This is a genomic window from Sphingobacterium bambusae (genome assembly GCF_033955345.1).
Classification (GTDB): domain Bacteria; phylum Bacteroidota; class Bacteroidia; order Sphingobacteriales; family Sphingobacteriaceae; genus Sphingobacterium; species Sphingobacterium bambusae.
Genome location: NZ_CP138332.1, coordinates 4,778,172 through 4,797,206 on the forward strand (window position 1 = coordinate 4,778,172; position 19,035 = coordinate 4,797,206).

The window sequence follows — 19,035 nt, forward strand, 5'->3', positions numbered from 1 at the left end:
AATACCAAGCTACAAAGGTAAGCAAAATTTAACGACTGTTTGCGGCATGCATCCAAATCCGTCGGGGAGGTAAAGAAACCAACTCTATGCAGCTGTAGGTAATACCAGACAAAAAAGGAGTGGAAGACAAACGTTTTCCACTCCTTTTAAACGGAATCTACAAGCTGAGTGGCGTAGATAGCCTATTCCACAATTTCCAGCGTAACGCTACTTGCACGTGCATTGACCGAGGGATCGTACATAGACCCAATTGTGCTTATGCCCGATTGGAATACGCCCGCATTATTGGCCTTAACCTCGTATTCATAGACATGCTTGCCTTTTGATAAGCGATCAAAGAAGTAATTGGTCGAAGCGTCTTTCATGCTGAAGTAATAGCCTTCCCAATATTTATATCCAGAAGGCTGGTAAATAGGCTCCACGCCCGACGGACGGCTATCCTTCAAATGTAGATTGCTGAATGACTCTCCTGCGATGACGATAAGCCGAACCTTGACTTTTTCGCCAAGTTTGGCGCTACTCGAAACGATCCACTTTCCATCGCGCTGCACCAGATATTCCTTGCTGATCGAGAGATTGTTAACTACTGCCGAAAGCGATGTTTCGTTGGCAAAATACTGGTGGTTTAGATAGCCGTAGATCGCCCGGCTGTTATTGTTTTGAACCTCCAACTCCAGATTTTTCTTCAAGTCTTGGCGGGTAAATGTTTTGGCCACCTGCCCCAAACTGGCGGGCTCGAGGGGCACTACTTGCTGATCTATGCTCAGGGTAACGCTGTTTTCCAAAACAAATTCGCTGGGATTATTTGCTAGCAATAGCGCATAGATTGCATCGACGGTCATCCAAGTCGTTTGCCAATGACTAGCCTGCTTATGGTAATAGATCCACTGGGTAAGGGCGTCTAGCTTGTTGGGATCATTTAGCTTATAGGCCTCTACCATATAAGATTGCAGGCTTACGGCGTTATAGCTTTTCATATTACTTTCCCAATACATTCCCTTTTGTGTATCGTTTAGCACTTCTTGGATGATGCGGTTCCTGATTTGATCGGTCTGCTCGCCTTTGCCGAAAAGCTGATTAACGATCCAACTTTTAGCGGCAATGCCGGCGCTGCGTTGCGCTGTGAGGAGGGGCGATTGACTGATCTTATCGGTCAATAGTGCCTGTTGCTTAGTATCCAAGGGATAGAGTCCCTGCCAATAATGTCTGGCGTAGAGGTAATCTAATGCCATGCTTGCGGATGCTTTCTCGTCCACGATCAGGCTATCCTTGTCGAGATATTTCGTCAGCTTTTCGGCAATCTTACGCATGTCGTTGGAAACTAACCGATGGTCTAGCTTCAATACTTTTCCCCAAATCTCCAACAATCGGATGGAGATATAGGCATTGGCTCGTCCTCCTTCAAACCAAGGGAATGCGCCGGTTTCCAGCTGTTGTTTAAGCAGTTTCTTTTCTATTTCGGCGATTTCAAACGTATTGTTTTCGTCAAAAAGCTTGCTCAGTGCCGCTAGTTTTTCACTGTCACGCTTAATATCGCGGATCCAAGGCATTTCTTCGGCGCTAAGCTCTGTTAACGCGCTATTTTCGCTAAGCTTACTTTCGGTTTGCTGGCTCCGCAACGCACTGAAGTAGTTGGCAATGGCCGGGTAGTGCTGCTGTATGTATTGCACCATTTTTAAGCTAAACCATTTGCTGCTTAGCTGTTCGGTACAGGCGTAGGGGTAATTATTGAGGTAATCTAGCGCACCGATAACCTCCAATATAGGGTTGCTCTGTATTTGTATACGGGCCTGCATATTTTCTTTGTTGGCCGTCTCCAGTTGGAATTGTTTCGTTTCATTGGGCTGCAGCAGTAGCGGACTGGTTTCGGAAACGAGCACCCGATTAGGCAGAATAGCCAATTCATGGATCTCCCCATCGGAGAAACTAGCGCTGGCCGCTACAATTTTTACCTGCACCGTGGGGAATCCCATCGGTATCTGCACAGCCCAAGAAACAGTCAAATTCTTTTTTGAATCCACGGTGAAAGGCTGTGTAGGCTTGTCGAGAAAGCGCGCTGAGATAACTTCATTCGTTTCCGGGTTAATAAATTCAATCCGTATATTGCCTTCCATCGCTTCCTCACGAAGATTTTGAATAGTGGCTTTTAGAAGTAGCTGATCTCCCTCTCGAAAATAGCGAGGCATGTTAGGGCTCACCATCAACTCTTTCTGTGTTCGGGTGTAGAAGGTACCCATGCCGGCTTCGAGATTTTTGCCATGCGCGAACAGCAACAGCTTCCACTTGCTGAGTGCTTCGGGGCTGTTAAATTCTACCGACACGTCTCCTTGCTCGTCGGTGTACAACGCAGGAAAGAAAAAAGCAGTCTCTTGGAGGTTGCTACGTGTTTGTGCAGCCGCCAACTGCTCCTGTATTTTACTTCCTTCTTTGGTGGTTACAATAATGACACCCCCTGCCGCCCTCGATCCATACAGTGCGGTGGCCGCCGCATCTTTTAAGACGCTGAAGCTATTGATTTGGTCGGGCATTATTTTACTCATATCGATCTGTTCCATCACTTCGCCGTCGACAACATATAAAGGCGCGTTAGACGCAGCACTCGCTGTTCCACGTATAACGACGACTTCGTCAACTGTGGAGGAGCCGCCTATCGCTACCCCTGCAACACGACCCCGAAGTGCAGATGACAGGCTTTTTGCGGCATAATGATATCGGCCTGCTGTCCATAAACCGTAGGAACGAACTATGGGTGTTTGTATGTACAGTTGGGCTTGGTAACGCGTACCTACGAAAACATTGCTGCTATTGGTTTCCTCGTAAAAATCGCCCAACAAATGCTGCTGCGCCTCTTGTCGGTGGTAGTAATAGGGGGATGGTCGATCAAAAGAATGAGGGAAGATGTGTGCCTGGAATTCATCGAGCGCCGCATCGTACATACTCAATGCCAGCTCTGCCGGTATCACATCCTCGTTTTGTTTGATCTTAAAACGCCAGCTTTCCGCTTGGCCCGGTGTTATCTTATCGCGAAAGGTTACGGTTTGGATTGCTAGCTGTTTATCCTTTTGCTTGATCGGGATGTGGATACTCCTCAATTCGGCCATGTCGTTTTTAATAATAAAGGCATGGAGCGCAACAGGAAGCGCTTCAACATCCTCTTTATTTAGATGGAAGCTGTAAACGGCTTTTCCGTCCCGAATGTCTATTGCTATGGCGTTGGCAGGTTTACCACGGCGCTTATGAAAAACAAACAGCTGTTTGGCATCGGCGAGATCGGTTTCAAATCGCACTTGGACTTTATCGCCGACGGTATAGCTGCTGCTGTCTAAACCCACAGTGAGGAATTCTTTGGCAGATACCCGTCGACTGACTGGATCATAAATCTGCTTGTAGCTATGTGCCCGGATGGTGTCCGTACCTTGGATGCTGAAGGCCTCGATGCGGTAGCTGCCTCGCGAAAACAGGGTACTATCCAAATGAATGGTATCCCTGTCGTTGCTGTTGAAGTTGTAGGTCTTTACCCATGTTTTTTGCTCTTCCCGGCTTAGCAGAACCTCATCAAACTGCATTGGAAAATAACGCTTGTAATCCGACACGGACAGCAGATGGTAATCTGCACTCATAAAATAGCTCTTCGACCGATCGGCAACGACCAAATCAGGCTCTTTAACTTTGTAAATATGTATCTGACCAGCAAAAGGTAGTGGTTGCCCATTCGGATTTTTGGTGGCGATCGTGAGCTCGCTCCATCGGTTTTCGGCGGTGGGAGAGCCGGCTATAATGTCTATATTCCACGGTGTCTTTGCGTAGAAGTAGCGCTCATTTGCTGACTGCATTTCGCCGGAAGGACTGGTTACCTCCGCTGTATAACGTAAAGAAAAGTTGCTCTCCTGCAACATGCTACTGTCGTTGAGCGGTATGCGCAATTGGAATTTTCCCTGTTGATCGGTCTGTGTAACGCTGTCCAGCAAATTGTGATGGCTGTAGTTGCGTGACTGCCCATAAAGTTCAATCTTGTAACGTACGTTGGCCTGCGCTATGGGCACACCAGCGAAGCTTTCGGCATGGCCAATGAAGACAGCGGTATCAAGAAGCTTATAGGTCTCTTTATTGGTTTCAAAAGTAACTTTAAAAGTCGGACGTTTATATTCTTCCAAACGGATGTAGGTCGAATGCAATTCCTGTTTTCCAGCGAATACCTTTATATTGAAACGACCATTCAGGGTTTTGAGAGGTAGTTGCAAGATGCCGTTTGCAGACCCGAAAAGGTTGGTTTCGGCTTTTAGCGAGTCTACCTTTTGTCCATTGGCATCATGTAAATATACGGCAATCTTTTTTTGTGCCAATATTTTGCCTTTGGTGGAACTATTGTTATAAAGGATGGCCTTGAAGTAAACTTTCTGCCCGGGTCGGTAGATTGACCTATCCGTAAGGGTGATAGCCGTTTCTTCGCCCTCAAGTTCCTCCTCCATATCGTATTCATCATCGTAATGCTCAGGTATTTCAAGATCCATGAGGGAGATGAGATGATTTTCTGTGGGCAGTAGCAGGTCGTAATAGTCCAAATCGTCGCGATTCCGACGATCGCTGGTTCTATAGGTAAACTCTCCCGCTTTATTCGTCGTGAAGCTTTGTACTTTACGCGCTTTACTTTTAGGATTCGTTTCGTATAGCGCCACTTTTTTATTCGCATAGCCTTTACCTGTATTCCGGTCGATCAGGAGAATACGGTAGCGCTCATCATGATCCGTTTCCTCGTCGAGCAAAGCCGAAACAAATACATCGCTTACCGTAAAGCTACTGTGCGCTACCTCTTGGTATAAACCGTCGTCTTTGAATTGTGTATTGTTGGAGAGCAGGACAGTATAATGCCCATGGTCCAATGGATTGATTTTGTAGATACTATGATGATTGAAGTGATCATCAAATTGGCCCAAAGCAATGGATTCTTGATAGGCCAAAGGTGCGTCCAAGCGTGTTTCGTGCGTCGTTGAATCATGACGTATTTTAAAGGTCTGATAGGCGGAATTGGCCGTATTCGTTGTTCGAAAAACCTGAATAAATAGGCTGTCGGCATTTCGTGTATTGACCTTGATCGGATGGTAGGCATGTGCTGGGATGCGAAAGTCGTGCTGAACGTCGATGGATGTTGCCCGTATTTGTTGTTCTATCTTCTCGGCCTCGGCCCGCCACATTGAGTTGGGATAGGCACTAAAAACGCGTTGTACATACTGCATGGCCTGTTTGTAGTCGGCACGTTCTTGGAATGCCGCCGCGATCCTGCTGAGTATGTAGGCATTATAAGCACTGGGCTGCTCTTCCATGATGCGGTTCAATTCCGCTAGTCGAGAAGCGATATTCCAAGAGTCGTCCAATAGCTTTTTGCTGAGGAGGTAAGAGGTAGCCTCGGCATATCCTGCTTGCTTGTTAAAGGCCAACACCTCCGCTTTCAATTGATCTGCCTCGCCCAAGCTGTCGCTACGCGATGGCAATACCTCAAGGTATTGGTAGGCCAAGAGGTGATATAAGGTGGGCATCAGATAGCTGTTTCGCGTATCGTCAAAGAGGGAAGACCATTGTGTTGTGAGCTCCTGCTGCAACGCCGCTTTGGCAGCTAGCGACGTGCGAAAGACGCTGTCGATGATCTGTTGTTTTTCTTCCGATGTGGCTTTGATAAAGCGATTGGAGCTGACGGGCTGAAACCGGTGGCTGTTCGATTCCAAAAAGAGGGCATAGAAATTTTTGATAACGCTGCGTTGCACGATATCGCCCTCCTGTAGGGTGCGCTCGAAGTGTTTTTGAATTTCTTCAAATGTCTTATCATCGGTCTTGTTTACACGAAGGGCTTGCGTTTCAGCCAAAAAGGCCCTGATGTACACATCCCGAATACCGTTTCGCTTAGCATGCGCCTTGATATCAGCAAGGATAGGTAGTGTCTGTTCGTAGTTTTTGATGGCAATAAGTTGCTCGATTTGCTTCCATTGACCATCAATGCCGATCCGCAGAGGTTGTTCTTGTGCAAAGAGGAACATCGGTGCTAGAAGCAATAATAACAGGAGGTTTCGTTTCATAATTTATAGAATATTAGTATAAATATAACATCTTTTGTTCGTTTTTTGACGGATGCAGCATGTCGCGAGATTCCATAACGCGATTTTATTTTTTTTCTGGGTTGTGTTTTCCTTTTGATGGACGTGCAATGCAAATAAGAGCGGCGTAGCCTTTCGATGTTAACAGGAATTAAATAATGGCTTAGCATAAACTTCATCTGTATACTTTATTTTTGAAATTATGGATCTACCTAAGCTGTTTACCTTTGCGCTGCTCGCACTAACATTAAATACCTATGGCCAGCAAGTGCATCAATTCTCCTTCAACAATGCGCAGGATATGCGTCGCTATTTCAAGGTGACGCCAGGTTTGCAGATTATTAGCGGGCACCGCGGAACCATCGAGGAGGGCATGCCCGAAAATTCGATCGCTGCCATGGAGGCTGTATTGCAACATACGCCAGCAATCTTTGAAGTGGATCCGCGCTTGACAAAGGACAGCGTGGCCGTTATGCATCATGATGCGGCTATGGAGCGTACAACAACAGGAAGGGGTTTGTTAAAGGACCATGCATTTGCAGATCTTAAGGATATTCGGTTGAAGGACACAAAGGGCAACATCACCTCATATAACATCAACACCTTGGATGAGATGATCCGTTGGGCGAAGGGGAAAACAATCCTCAATTTGGATAAGAAAGATTTGCCCTTACAAATGACGGCCGATATCATTGAAAAGCATCAGGCCTATGCTTGGGTGTGGGTCACCGTTCATACGGTTAAAGAGGCTCGTTTTTTCTTGGAAAGACATCCTGATCAGTTTATTTCCATGCATATAAAAACCAAAGAAGCACTAAAGGACTTTGTTGCTGCTGGATTGCCCTTTGATCGGATGATTGTATATATCGGATCAGAATTGAAGGATAGCAACCTCGATATGTACCGTTTCTTTAACAAAAAAGGGGTGATGTGCATGATTTCCACAGCGCCAAGCTATGATAAGCTGACAGACAAAACGGAGCGAGCAGAACGGTATAAAGCTGTTTTTGCGCAAGGAGCCGCTATATTAGAGTCGGATTTGCCTATAGCCGTTTCTCAAGCGCTAAGCAAGTAAAAATCGTTTCTGCATGCCGCATTTCCTAAATGCCGCATTTTCTGGATTGTACATTCTGCATGACTCATTAGGGGGGCAGTTTAGCTAAATTTCGATTTTCACCGATTTGGGAATTGGCGGCTCCCAAAACTTTTCTATATTTGGGCAATTTAAAACAAGTCTAAATAAATAAACTATGTTATTTAATAGAAAAATGCATTTGAATCCGCTTTTAACGGCCTTGTTGCTGTGTAGCGGAACATATGCCTTTGCGCAAGATGTGACGGTGCAGGTTAAAGACGCCCAGCAACAAATGCTTCCGCAGGCCAATATTTGGGTGAATGGAAAATTGCAAGGGCGAACAGATTCCGAAGGGAGTTTGGTGTTCGCTCGTCCCAAGATTAAGAATCTAGAAATTCGTATCTCCCATAGTGGCTACCCAGACCGTATACATCGCGCGATATCCGATCTATTGACCCTAGCGTGATCGAACGTGTAGAAGTCATAAAGGGCGCCACTTCTATTTATGGAAATGGATCTGCCGGCGGGATTATTAACTACATCACGCGTAAAAACGATCCGCAGGCTAAAACTGTTGGCGGTTTGACCACATTGCGGGGGACGCTGAACCCTTACAACAATAAGGAGACCGAAGGCTACCGCTTTTCACAAACGCTGTATGGCCGTCACGATAAGTTCAGCTATACCGCTAGCGGCGCTGTCGATTACACCGGTTTGCAGCGCGATGGCGATGGTGTGCCACTGGGACAAACAGATGGGCTTTCAAACAGTAAATCCTACAATGCCTTCTTAAAATTAGGCTATGATATTGACCCTAGTTCGTCCCTGTCCTTCGTCTACAACTTTTTCAATAGCCTTCAGCACGCGCGCTATCTAAGCCAAAACGGAAAGTACGGACAGACAGCAACAATCGGTGTACCGGGTACAGACCCCGGCGAAAATACAGGAACACGCTACAACCACAATGCGATGCTGACTTATTCGAAAAACCAATTGTTCGGAAATACTTCGCTCAATGCATCGGTTTATTACAATACCTTTCGCTCTATGAACCGCTATGTAGAACGTGCAAACTCTTGGTATGGTCCCGGCCAGTCGCAGATCAACTCGGATAAAAAAGGATTCCGTGCTGACCTAAATACACCTTTTCAATTCGGTAATGTGCTGGGCGGGGTCACCTATGGGATCGACCTATTGAATGATGTGACCTACCAAGACTTGACCGATGGACGAGTGTTTGTGCCTAAAATGGATATGTTCAACTATGCACCCTTTGCGCAGCTGACCTTAACATTTGTGGATCACCTTATCTTTAAAGGAGGAGCGCGCTACGAAGATGCGACGGTGAAGATCAAAGATTTTGAAACGCTACCAACAGGACCTGGCACGGAAGGAAGTATCGCGGTGCAGGGAGGAACGATACCTTATCGAGGCGTAACCTTTAATGCGGGACTGCGCTACAATAAATATGCATTCTTTAATCCTTTTGTGAGCTTTTCGCAAGGCTTTACCATCAATGAGCTGGGGCGTATTGTGCGTAACGCCACCGATAGCGATCTGAAGAATATACAAACCGATCCTATTGTTACCAACAACTACGAAGCTGGATTTGCTAGTCAAATCAGTATTTTTAATCTTTCGGCGGCTTACTTCATCAGTACCTCTAAATTGGGCGTAAACCTAACCGCCGATGAACGTGGTTATTTCTTTCCCGAGCGGGCACCAGAGCGTATTCATGGGGTTGAGGTAGCTCTTGACGCACGACTATCGTCAACCTTATCCGTTGGAGGAACCTACTCTTATGTGGAAGGAAAACTGAAAAATGAAGATGGTACAAGAACATACCTAAGCGGTGCGCGCATTATGCCACCGAAAGCTACCGGCTATGTAAATTATGCGCCGATTAATGCCTTGGATCTTCAACTATCATGGGTGCACACGGGCAATCGTGACCGTTTTGAGCCCAGTGCAAATGGCGCATATCTAGGAAACCAAGGGCCAGTAAATGCGGTAGATATTCTTAATTTTAATGCGGGATATAAGGTGAATAAACAATGGTCTGTAGGCTTAGGGGTTGCGAATCTATTGAACGAAGATTACTATTCTGTGTACAGTCAGTTTGCGGCGACGGATGCAAATTACGTAAAAGGGGAAGGCGCAACGCTGTCGCTAAACCTTAATTACCGGTTCTAAGGATGATCAAAAAAGCGATACTTTGGCTGCATAAATGGTTGGGCATACTCTCTGGTATCGTCGTCTTTTTGGTGAGCTTAAGTGCTGCGCTGTATACCTTTCAGGATGAGCTGAAACTGTTGTTTTATCCGAATAAGTACTTTTTGCAGAGCGATGCAGGAGCACAGCAACCGAAGCCTTTGACGGAGCTTATCGCTAAAGCACAGGCGAATCTTCCGGATAAGGAGACGATTTCGAGGGTAGACCTGTATCCCGCGAAAGATAGATCCTGGGTTTTTCGTGCCTCTGCAACCAACGCTGAGGGATTTGGTTATTGGAATTACCAGAGCTACTATAAACGGGTTTTCGTGAATCCTTATACCGCAGAAGTTTTAGTGGTGGAAGATACCAAGAATGAGTTTTTCCAGCTCTGCCTGCAGCTACACATGAACCTGCTCTTGGGAAAAACCTATGGGCATGCCCTCGTGGGGTACAGCACGGCGATTTTTGCACTGCTATTATTATCGGGGATGGTGCTATGGTGGCCCAAGAAATGGCGAGGTAAGCCTTTGAAAAGGGCTGTTTCTCTAGACTGGAAAGCGAAATGGAAACGACTCAATTATGACCTGCATAATGTGTTTGGATTTTATAGCTTCGCGGTAGCACTTGTCATGGCCCTGACCGGCCTAGTATTTAGTTTTCCGGCATTTAAGAAAGCGTATATCGACTTTTTTAATGTTTTCGCAACAGAAGTCGTGCTAACGGATTTAAGCCAAGACAAGGCCTCGGCGGTTCCTTATCGCTATATCGATCCTTTGGATAATGGCCTGAGCCATTTGTTGACCATCTATCCGTCGGCAGATATGATGTCTGTGCGCCTGCGGGATAAGGATGAGCCTTTGGTGGATGTACAGATACGCTTAGCGGAAAATCGGAGTGGGGTTTTCAAATGGTATTATTTTCGACGAGACAATCTGCAGGTCGATAAGATACAGGATAGCGAAAAATTGACTGGTGGAAACAAGCTGGCTTCGCTGAATTTTGATTTGCATACGGGAAGCATAGGTGGTATGCCTACCAAGATTTTCGCCTTTATAATCTCGATGTTTTGTGCAAGCCTGCCTATTACGGGATATATCCTTTGGTGGCAGAAAGGACGTAAATCTACTAAAGCCAAAACAAAGCGCGCAATTCGATAGGCGGGATGGATATAAGGGTGTTTTCTGGTCAACGATTTCCTGCTTTTGCGGTTCGTTGACGCAACAGATCGGGCAGCTCTTTAGGGCAGAAAGGGTCTGGCCGTTATCCGACAACAGGAGAAGAATTAGACGAACTGTTTGCTTCTTTTAAAAATTTATTATTGGAATGATAAATAGTTTTAGCAGATGCTCGGGCTAAATATTTTGAAAAAAGCCGTCTGCTTCTATTTCTTGGTAATTTTTCAGCTATAAATGGCTCTTTGCTCCGGCAAGGGCCATTTATTTTTTATCTTGTGGGCTCAACAGATGATAAAAACATGAAGAAAATCCTAAGCCTTCTCAGTGTGATGTGTGTCTTTCACGCGGGAGAAGTCACGGTCTCTGCGCAGACCACAAAATCTGCGGTCGATTACGTGAACCCCTATATGGGTAATATCAGCCACCTGCTTGTACCCACTTTCCCCACGGTACACTTGCCGAACAGTATGCTGCGCGTGTATCCCGAACGCGGAGACTTTACCGGCGACGAGATCAAGGGCTTGCCGTTGGTGGTAACGAGCCACCGTGGTCGCTCGGCTTTCAACCTCAGCGCCGTGCAAGGTAAAAGCAATAAAGAGCTACAACCAGTCTATCGCTACAGCTACGACAACGAGGTCATCAAGCCTTATTACTACGAAGTGTCCTTGTTGGATGAACAGATCGACGTGGCTTTCGCTCCCTCGCATCAGTCGGCAATATATGCTTTGACATTTAACGATAAGGGGGTACGCTCCTTGATTTTTAATACGCTCTCGGGAACGGTAGAAGTACAGGGCAAGGAAGTTTTTGCTTCTCAACGCTTACAAAACAATACCGTCGTGTATCTCTATGGAGAGTTTGACACGGCTCCAATTGAAGCGGGTGTACTCGTTAATCAGGGCATCGATAAAAATAAAAAGAAGGCTGCAGGTAAGGAGGTCGCGGCAGCTTTTCAATTTGCCGCAAATATACCTAAGGTTCATTTCCGATACGGCATTTCGTTTATAAGTACCGAACAGGCAAAGCAAAACCTGATGCGTGAAATACGTGATTTTGATCTCCAAAAAGTAGCGGATACTGGTCGTGCTGTATGGGAAAAAGCACTTTCTTCTGTTGTAGTAAAAACGCCTGTTGAAGATGATAAAGTGTTGTTTTATACATCGCTATACCGTTGTTTTGAAAGACCTGTGAATATCTCTGAAGATGGTCGCTACTTTAGTGCATTTGATGGTCAAGTACACGAAGACAAGAAGCCTTTTTTTACCGACGATTGGATTTGGGATACCTACCGTGCAACGCATCCGCTACGTTTGTTGATCGACGAACCCACGGAATCTAATATCTTGAATTCATTTATCCGGATGTCGGAACAGATGGATCATTTTTGGATGCCTACCTTTCCGGAGATTACCGGAGACTCTCGCCGTATGAATTCCAACCATGGCGTGGTAACCATTGCCGATGCCTATGTGAAAGGACTACGCACCTTTGATGTAGAGAAAGCCTATGAAAGTGGAAAGAAGGCGGTACAGGAGAAAACCTTAGCGCCATGGTCGGCTGCACCCGCCGGATGGTTAGATCAGTTCTATAAAGAAAAGGGCTACATTCCGGCCTTGCAGGCAGGAGAGAAGGAAACGGTGCTCGAGGTGCATGGTTTTGAAAAACGCCAACCTGTGGCGGTTACGCTGGGAACAGCCTATGATGAATGGGCCTTGGGGCAATTGGCGACGGCACTGAACAAGAAAGCTGATGCAGCGTTGTTTTTGCAACATGCTACCAACTATCGCAATCTTTACAACGAAAAGACGGGCTTCTTTCATCCGAAAGATAAGGATGGACGGTTTATTGAGCCGTTCGATTATCGTTATGCAGGTGGCCAAGGTGCCCGGGAATACTATGGCGAAAATAATGGCTGGGTATATCGTTGGGATGTACCGCACAATGTTGCCGATTTGATTTCGCTGATGGGTGGTAAGGAGTTGTTTATTAAGAATCTAAATCAAACATTTAGGGAGCCGTTGGGCAAAAGTAAATTTGACTTCTACAGTCAGTTGCCAGATCATACGGGCAATGTAGGTCAGTTTTCTATGGCCAATGAGCCTAGTTTGCATGTGCCGTATCTTTATGCTTATGCAGGGCAGCCTTGGATGAGCCAAAAACGTATTCACGACCTTATCGGGCAATGGTTCAGAAACGACCTGATGGGCGTTCCTGGCGATGAGGACGGTGGAGGTATGTCGGCCTTTGTGGTCTTTTCCATGGCTGGATTTTACCCGGTGACACCCGGTTTGCCAAGTTACACTATTGGTAGTCCTTTCTTTGAGGAAACAAGTGTTAAATTGTCCAACGGAAAAGTGTTCCGCGTTAAAGCAACAAACTTTTCAAAACAGAACAAGTACATACAGTCTGCTACACTCAATGGAAAAGTATGGAACTCCTCTTGGATACATCACAAGGATCTTATCGCTGGAGGAGAGCTCGTGCTAGAAATGGGGGATAAGCCAAATCGTAGTTGGGGAGCACAGGCGCCGCCACCATCGTTTGAAATGCCGAGTAGGTAACGGTCTGAAAGAAACTAGATCAGAGAAGCCCCTCTTTCGTGTTTGTTGTAAACACGCACGAAAGAGGGGCTTTTTTATTGAGCCTGTTTTTAACGGGAACTCGTGCTAAGGGATGTGGATAGAATTTTATCTTTATTGTTTTGGTGTTCCTATAACTTTCTATTTTTCAGTATAAAACATTCGATTACCTATTGTTTTAAATTTGTTGAAAACAACGCTTGTTTGCTAGGGACGATGGAATACATAAGAGGATTTGTTCAGGATGAAATACGGCAACTTTATGCTCCACAAGGACAGATGCTTTCCCCATGCTGTTTTGCTCTCGCTAAAGCGTTCGCGTCGTTTTAAAGCGCTACTGCGTACTGAATATTGTTTATTTATTAGATTATATAGATATTGTTAACTTTTAGAAATATAGTTATTTATGTTTATAAATTATTAATCATTGCAAATTTCGTAATCACGATTTTTTATTTTTTTTATTATCGATTGTAACATTTCTATATCGTTGGCGACATATACTGCAAACAACTGAATTAATGATGAAGCAGATTCTTTATTCGATTGTATTTGTAGTTTTGGGAATGTCAAATACAATTGCACAAATCAAAGGAGATTGGAAAGGTACGCTAGATGTTCAAGGTACCGCCGTCGAGATTATTTTTCATTTTACGGAAGCAGATGGAGCTTTAGCAGGCTCGATGGACGTACCTCTGCAAGGCGCAGCAGGAATTCCGCTAACGGCTGTAACGTTTGAAACCCCAGCATTGACGTTTGCGATCGAACAAGCAGGAATCAAATATAGCGGTGCGCTAGAGGGTAACAAAATTACGGGCACCTACAGCCAAGGCGGGATGGAACTTCCGTTAGTCTTGGAGAAAACCGTCGTTACGAAACCAGGAGACACGACCTTGGTGTCAACAAAACAGCAATTAGCCGATTTGATAGCCTTGGATCAAGGTACTTTTAAGTACAGGGTCGAGGATTACTTTGCCAAGCCGAAGACTTCAGGTTTTCAATTGTCTCCCAATGGTAAGTACATCTCTTACCGCGAGAAGGATGAGAAGAATAAGCGCCATGTGATGGTCAAAGAGGTGGCTACGGGAAAAGTGGTGCGTGCCATCGAGGAGAAGGATGAGCTTGTCCGTGGCATGGGTTGGATTAACGACGAGCGTTTGGTTTATGTGATGGATCAAGGGGGGAATGAAAATTATCACCTCTACGCCATTAATATTGACGGTAGCAACAATATCGATCTTACGCCATTTGACGATGTACAGGCCTCGATCCTAAATATGCTGAAAGAGCAGAAGGACTTTATCATCATTCAGATGAATAAAGATAACAAGCAGGTATTCGAACCGTATAAGGTCAATATTCACACCGGTGAGATGGAGAAGTTGTTCACCAACGAAGATGCTGCAAACGCCATTGTGGGCTACGAATTTGACAAGGATGGTGTGCTTCGCGGCTACGCAAAAATGCTGAACGGGATCAATACCCAGTTTTTCTATAAACCAGCCGGCGCGACGACCTTTGAACTCTTTCATACCACAAAGTGGGATGAGACCTTCAGTGTGGTTTCGTTTAACTATGCGTCGAAAAATCGGGATGAAGCTTATGTCCTGACCAATCTAGATTCGGACAAAACGCGTATCGTGCTTTATGATCTTAAAAACAAGAAGATCTTAAAAGAAATCTATTCCAATGAAGAATATGATGCAAACCTGATTTCATTATCTAGAAAACGCAATTGGGAGATTGATTTTGTAGGCTACGAAGGCGAAAAGGTCGTGATCAATCCGATAAGCGATACCTTCAAGAAAATCTACAAAAACTTGGAAAGCCAATTTAAGGGCTATGAATTTAGCATTGCCGGAAGGACGGATAATGAAGATCAGCTATTGGTGGTCGTACAGAGTGATAAATTATATGGTCGTTATTACCATTACGATGCGAAAAGTGGCAAGGCGACCTTGTTAGTCGATTTAATGCCGCAGTTGAAGGAAGACGATATGGCGGAGGTGCGTCCAATCACGTTCAAGTCGCGTGATGGATTGACGCTTCACGGTTATATCACGCTTCCTAAGGCGGCGTTGGAAGGTAAGAAGGTGCCCCTGATCGTCAATCCGCATGGCGGACCACAAGGGATTCGCGATAGCTGGGGATTTAATCCGGAAACACAGTTGTTTGCCAGCCGCGGATACGCGACTTTGCAAGTTAACTTCCGCGTATCTGGAGGCTACGGAAAGGAATTTTTACGTGCTGGCTTTAAGCAAATCGGGCGGAAGGCCATGGACGATGTGGAAGATGGCGTGCAATATGTAATCGATCAGGGCTGGGCAGATAAAAGCAATATTGCGATCTATGGAGCCAGCCATGGTGGATATGCTGTATTGCGTGGTTTGACGAAAACCCCAGATCTATACAAAGCGGGCGTCGATTACGTGGGTGTATCCAATATCTTTACGTTGATGAGCTCTATTCCGGAGTATTGGAAGCCTTACAAAGAGATGCTGTATGAAATTTGGTATGACCTTGATAAGGAAGATGAGGCGGCCATAGCAAAAGAAGTGTCGCCATTGTTTCATATCGATAAAATTAAGGCACCCCTGTTTGTTGTGCAGGGTGCAAACGATCCACGCGTGAAAATCGCGGAGGCGGATCAAATTGTAAAAGCATTGCGCGAGAAGGGCGTGGACGTACCTTACATGGTTAAATATGATGAAGGACATGGATTTGGTAAAGAAGAAAACCAGATCGAGTTCTACAAAGCCATGATGGGATTCTACAGTAAACACCTGCGCTAGTCATTCGTTGCCTGTTGTTCAACAATAATGTCAGCAGCTTTCCTTCATTGGGGAGCTGCTTTCTTTTTGTTAAAAATCCCCATTATAGGGGATGCTGTAGCATGTTACATTGCCTTATCTTTGCTACAGTAAAACAAGGAGGATGAAAATGAATAAAAACATATACGTATCGTTACTCTTGATGCTGCTTAGCATGGTGGCAGCAAAATCCCAAATTATAAATTTAGGATATAAACAACAGGAGAAGGGCATGTTCCAGTTTTTGTTTAACTATCCTTTTGTATTGGATCGTTACAAGCCCTACGAAGTGATGCTTGGTATAGATTACACGACAAACAACCGAAAGGCTCCTTCTGGATTAAGTCCGCAAGCCACATTCCACTATTACCTATTGGATAATGCAAACAGTAACTATCTGCTTGGCGCCGGGGCAAGTGCGGGCTATCTTTTCGATTTTAATAAAGGTTACTCCAATCAACTACGTTTTAGCCCCCATCTTTATTTTGAATATGGTTTGTTGTGCAATGTGCGCGCGGGCTATGACCTGTTGCCCACACAGCAACGCGGCTACCCCTATATATCGATCGGTATCGGCGGGCTGCACTTGATGCGCCGACTCCGTATGATGTGATAGCGCAACGAAAAATACTTCCTTATTGCCTTACGTATTACTTTTTTTACAAAAAAATAAGCCTCATCGCACAAGGAGCTAAAACGAATATGCTACCTTTATCGTGCTCTATTTACCTATTCTAAACCGTTTAAGCAATTATTTATTTGGTAAGGAGCACTAACAGAGTTTCGATACACATATGCGTTGTTTTATGAAAAATTGGTTCCTTATTATCTTTGCTTTTGTGGCGCTTTTATCGCCTGCATCTGGTCAACAGAGAACTCCTGTTGATTATGCAGATCCCTCGGTAGGTACGCTGTCGAAGTATGAGCTTTCTCATGGGAATACTTACCCCGCCATTGCACGCCCTTGGGGTATGCATTTTTGGACGCCTCAAACTGGAAAAATGGGCGATGGCTGGATCTACACCTACACTGCAGATAAGATCCGAGGATTTAAGCAGACTCATCAACCTAGCCCGTGGAACAACGATTACGGCCAATTTGCCTTGATGCCGGGTATCGGCAAGGCTAAGTTTGACGAAAACGAGCGCGCGAGTTGGTTTTCGCACAAGGGCGAGCAGGCAAAGCCTTATTATTATAGCGTATACCTTGCTGATCACGACGTGCTGACGGAAATTACGCCATCTTCCCGCGCAGCAATTTTTCGACTTACCTTTCCCAAGAGCGACAGCGCTTTTGTGGTGATCGATGCGCTCGACAAGGGATCTTACGTAAAGGTGATTCCTGAAGAGAACAAGATCATCGGTTATTCCACAAAAAATAGTGGTGGTGCTCCCGAAAACTTCAAGAACTATTTTGTGATCGAGTTTGATAAAGCTTTCACGTCTACCATGTTGATGGAGAATGGCGTCGAACGCAAGCAAGCCTTAGCGCTAAAAGCTAATCATGCCGGTGCCATCGTGGGGTTTTCTACAAAAAAAGGAGAGCAAGTGCAGGTGAAAGTGGCCTCCTCGTTTATTAGCCATGAGCAGGCGGCCTTGAATCTGCAGGAAGTGAAGAACAAATCGTTTGATCAGACAGCAGAGGAAGGACGTGACGAGTGGAACAAAGTGCTTGGCCGTATTCAAATTGAGGATGACCGTCCCGAATTGCTGCGTACATTCTATTCTTGCCTCTACCGGGCGACCTTGTTTCCGCGCGATATTTCGGAAATCGACGCTGCAGGAAACCGGGTACACTACAGTCCTTACAACGGACAGGTATTGCCCGGCTATATGTTCACCGATACCGGATTTTGGGATACCTTCCGAAGCCTTTTTCCTTTGCTCAACCTGCTTTATCCGTCGATGAACGAGCATATGCAGGAAGGGTTGGTAAATGCATACAAAGAAAGTGGCTTTCTGCCCGAATGGGCCAGCCCCGGTCACCGAGCTTCCATGATTGGTAATAACTCCGCATCGATCGTGGCAGATGCTTATCTGCAGGGACTTAAAGGCTATGATGCGCAAGTGTTATGGGAAGCTGTACAGCATGGCGCAAATAATGTGCATCCTACTAATTCCTCTACGGGTAGAGCAGGATACAACTGGTATAACAAATTAGGGTACATCCCGTTTGGAGAAGATATTAATCAAAATGTAGCGCGTACGTTGGAGTATGCCTATGACGATTGGTGCATCTACCAATTTGGAAAGGCATTGGGTAGGCCGGCAGCCGAGTTGGAAACCTATAAACAGCGCGCTTTCAACTACAAGAATTTGTATGATCCGCAGACGCGCCTGATGCGTGCGAAGAATGCGGCAGGTCAGCCTATTACATCCTTTGATCCTAGCGGCTGGACAAGAGAGTATACGGAGGGAAATGCTTGGCATTGGAGCTTTTGTGTGTTCCATGATCCGCAGGGGCTGATTGACTTGATGGGCAGCAAAGAAGCATTTGTTCATATGTTGGATACGGTCTTCACCATCCCGAGTATGGAGGGCATGAAAAGCCGTAGTATGATTCATGAGATGCGTGAAATGCAGGTGATGAATATGGGGCAATATGCACACGGAAATCAGCCTATTCAACATATGCCGTTCCTCTATAATTACGCGGCAGCACCTTGGAAAGCCCAGTACTGGACCCGACAGATCATGGATCGCCTGTACTCCGCAACTCCAGATGGATACTGCGGTGACGAAGATAACGGACAAACCTCGGCTTGGTATGTTTTTTCAGCGCTAGGATTTTATCCCGTATCGCCGGGTGCTGGAGAATATGTCATTGGATCGCCACTATTTAATAAGGCCACCGTGCTCTTGGAGAATGGTAAAAAGATCGAGATAACAGCTAAAAATCAAACGGAAGACGCCGTTTATGTATCGTCACTCTCCTTGAATCGTAAACTTTATACGCATAATTTTTTGCGGATTAAGGATTTAAAGGCTGGAGCGAAGTTGCAATTTGATATGTCGCAAAAGCCAAATTACAAGCGGGGCACGAAGAAAGAAGATGCGCCTTATTCGTTCAGTAATGAACTGCTAGCTAATTAATCTA

The 19,035-nt window shown here is 45.5% G+C and carries 9 protein-coding genes; 8 read left to right on the top strand and 1 reads right to left on the bottom strand.

The window, feature by feature from the left end; translation table 11 throughout:
* Positions 1-182: 182 nt before the first annotated feature.
* Positions 183-6,068 (bottom strand): alpha-2-macroglobulin family protein, encoded by a 5,886-nt coding sequence (locus SCB77_RS19835; RefSeq protein WP_320183743.1) that lies wholly within the window; start codon positions 6,066-6,068, stop codon positions 183-185.
* Positions 6,069-6,288: 220 nt separating this feature from the next.
* Here SCB77_RS19835 and SCB77_RS19840 point away from each other — a divergent pair, with 220 nt between their 5' ends.
* From SCB77_RS19840 to SCB77_RS19875, 8 genes are all read left to right on the top strand, one after another.
* Positions 6,289-7,161 (top strand): glycerophosphodiester phosphodiesterase family protein, encoded by an 873-nt coding sequence (locus SCB77_RS19840; RefSeq protein ID WP_320183744.1) that lies wholly within the window; start codon positions 6,289-6,291, stop codon positions 7,159-7,161.
* 175 nt (positions 7,162-7,336) lie between these two features.
* On the top strand, positions 7,337-7,627 hold the full coding sequence (locus SCB77_RS19845; RefSeq protein WP_320183745.1) for a peptidase associated/transthyretin-like domain-containing protein: 291 nt from the start codon (positions 7,337-7,339) through the stop codon (positions 7,625-7,627).
* Complete coding sequence (locus SCB77_RS19850; RefSeq protein WP_320183746.1) at positions 7,624-9,354, top strand: TonB-dependent receptor; 1,731 nt, start codon at positions 7,624-7,626, stop codon at positions 9,352-9,354. The genes SCB77_RS19845 and SCB77_RS19850 overlap by 4 nt, the downstream gene beginning before the upstream one ends.
* A gap of 2 nt (positions 9,355-9,356) precedes the next feature.
* Entirely contained in the window at positions 9,357-10,532 is a 1,176-nt protein-coding gene (locus tag SCB77_RS19855) for a PepSY-associated TM helix domain-containing protein (protein WP_320183747.1), read from the top strand.
* Positions 10,533-10,849: 317 nt separating this feature from the next.
* Entirely contained in the window at positions 10,850-13,111 is a 2,262-nt protein-coding gene (locus tag SCB77_RS19860; protein ID WP_320183748.1) for a GH92 family glycosyl hydrolase, read from the top strand.
* Between the two features lie 584 nt (positions 13,112-13,695).
* On the top strand, positions 13,696-15,921 hold the full coding sequence (locus SCB77_RS19865; protein WP_320183749.1) for an alpha/beta hydrolase family protein: 2,226 nt from the start codon (positions 13,696-13,698) through the stop codon (positions 15,919-15,921).
* Between the two features lie 148 nt (positions 15,922-16,069).
* Positions 16,070-16,552, top strand: coding sequence for a hypothetical protein (locus tag SCB77_RS19870; protein ID WP_320183750.1), 483 nt, complete (start codon positions 16,070-16,072; stop codon positions 16,550-16,552).
* Positions 16,553-16,745: 193 nt separating this feature from the next.
* Positions 16,746-19,031, top strand: a complete 2,286-nt coding sequence (locus SCB77_RS19875) for a GH92 family glycosyl hydrolase (RefSeq protein ID WP_320183751.1) — start codon at positions 16,746-16,748, stop codon at positions 19,029-19,031.
* Positions 19,032-19,035 lie beyond the last annotated feature (4 nt).

Coding starts and splice junctions, on each gene's coding strand:
- SCB77_RS19835 (WP_320183743.1), bottom strand. CDS start 6,068: ATGAAACGAAACCTCCTGTTATTATTGCTTCTAGCACCGATGTTCCTC.
- SCB77_RS19840 (WP_320183744.1), top strand. CDS start 6,289: ATGGATCTACCTAAGCTGTTTACCTTTGCGCTGCTCGCACTAACATTA.
- SCB77_RS19845 (WP_320183745.1), top strand. CDS start 7,337: ATGTTATTTAATAGAAAAATGCATTTGAATCCGCTTTTAACGGCCTTG.
- SCB77_RS19855 (WP_320183747.1), top strand. CDS start 9,357: ATGATCAAAAAAGCGATACTTTGGCTGCATAAATGGTTGGGCATACTC.
- SCB77_RS19860 (WP_320183748.1), top strand. CDS start 10,850: ATGAAGAAAATCCTAAGCCTTCTCAGTGTGATGTGTGTCTTTCACGCG.
- SCB77_RS19865 (WP_320183749.1), top strand. CDS start 13,696: ATGTCAAATACAATTGCACAAATCAAAGGAGATTGGAAAGGTACGCTA.
- SCB77_RS19870 (WP_320183750.1), top strand. CDS start 16,070: ATGAATAAAAACATATACGTATCGTTACTCTTGATGCTGCTTAGCATG.
- SCB77_RS19875 (WP_320183751.1), top strand. CDS start 16,746: ATGAAAAATTGGTTCCTTATTATCTTTGCTTTTGTGGCGCTTTTATCG.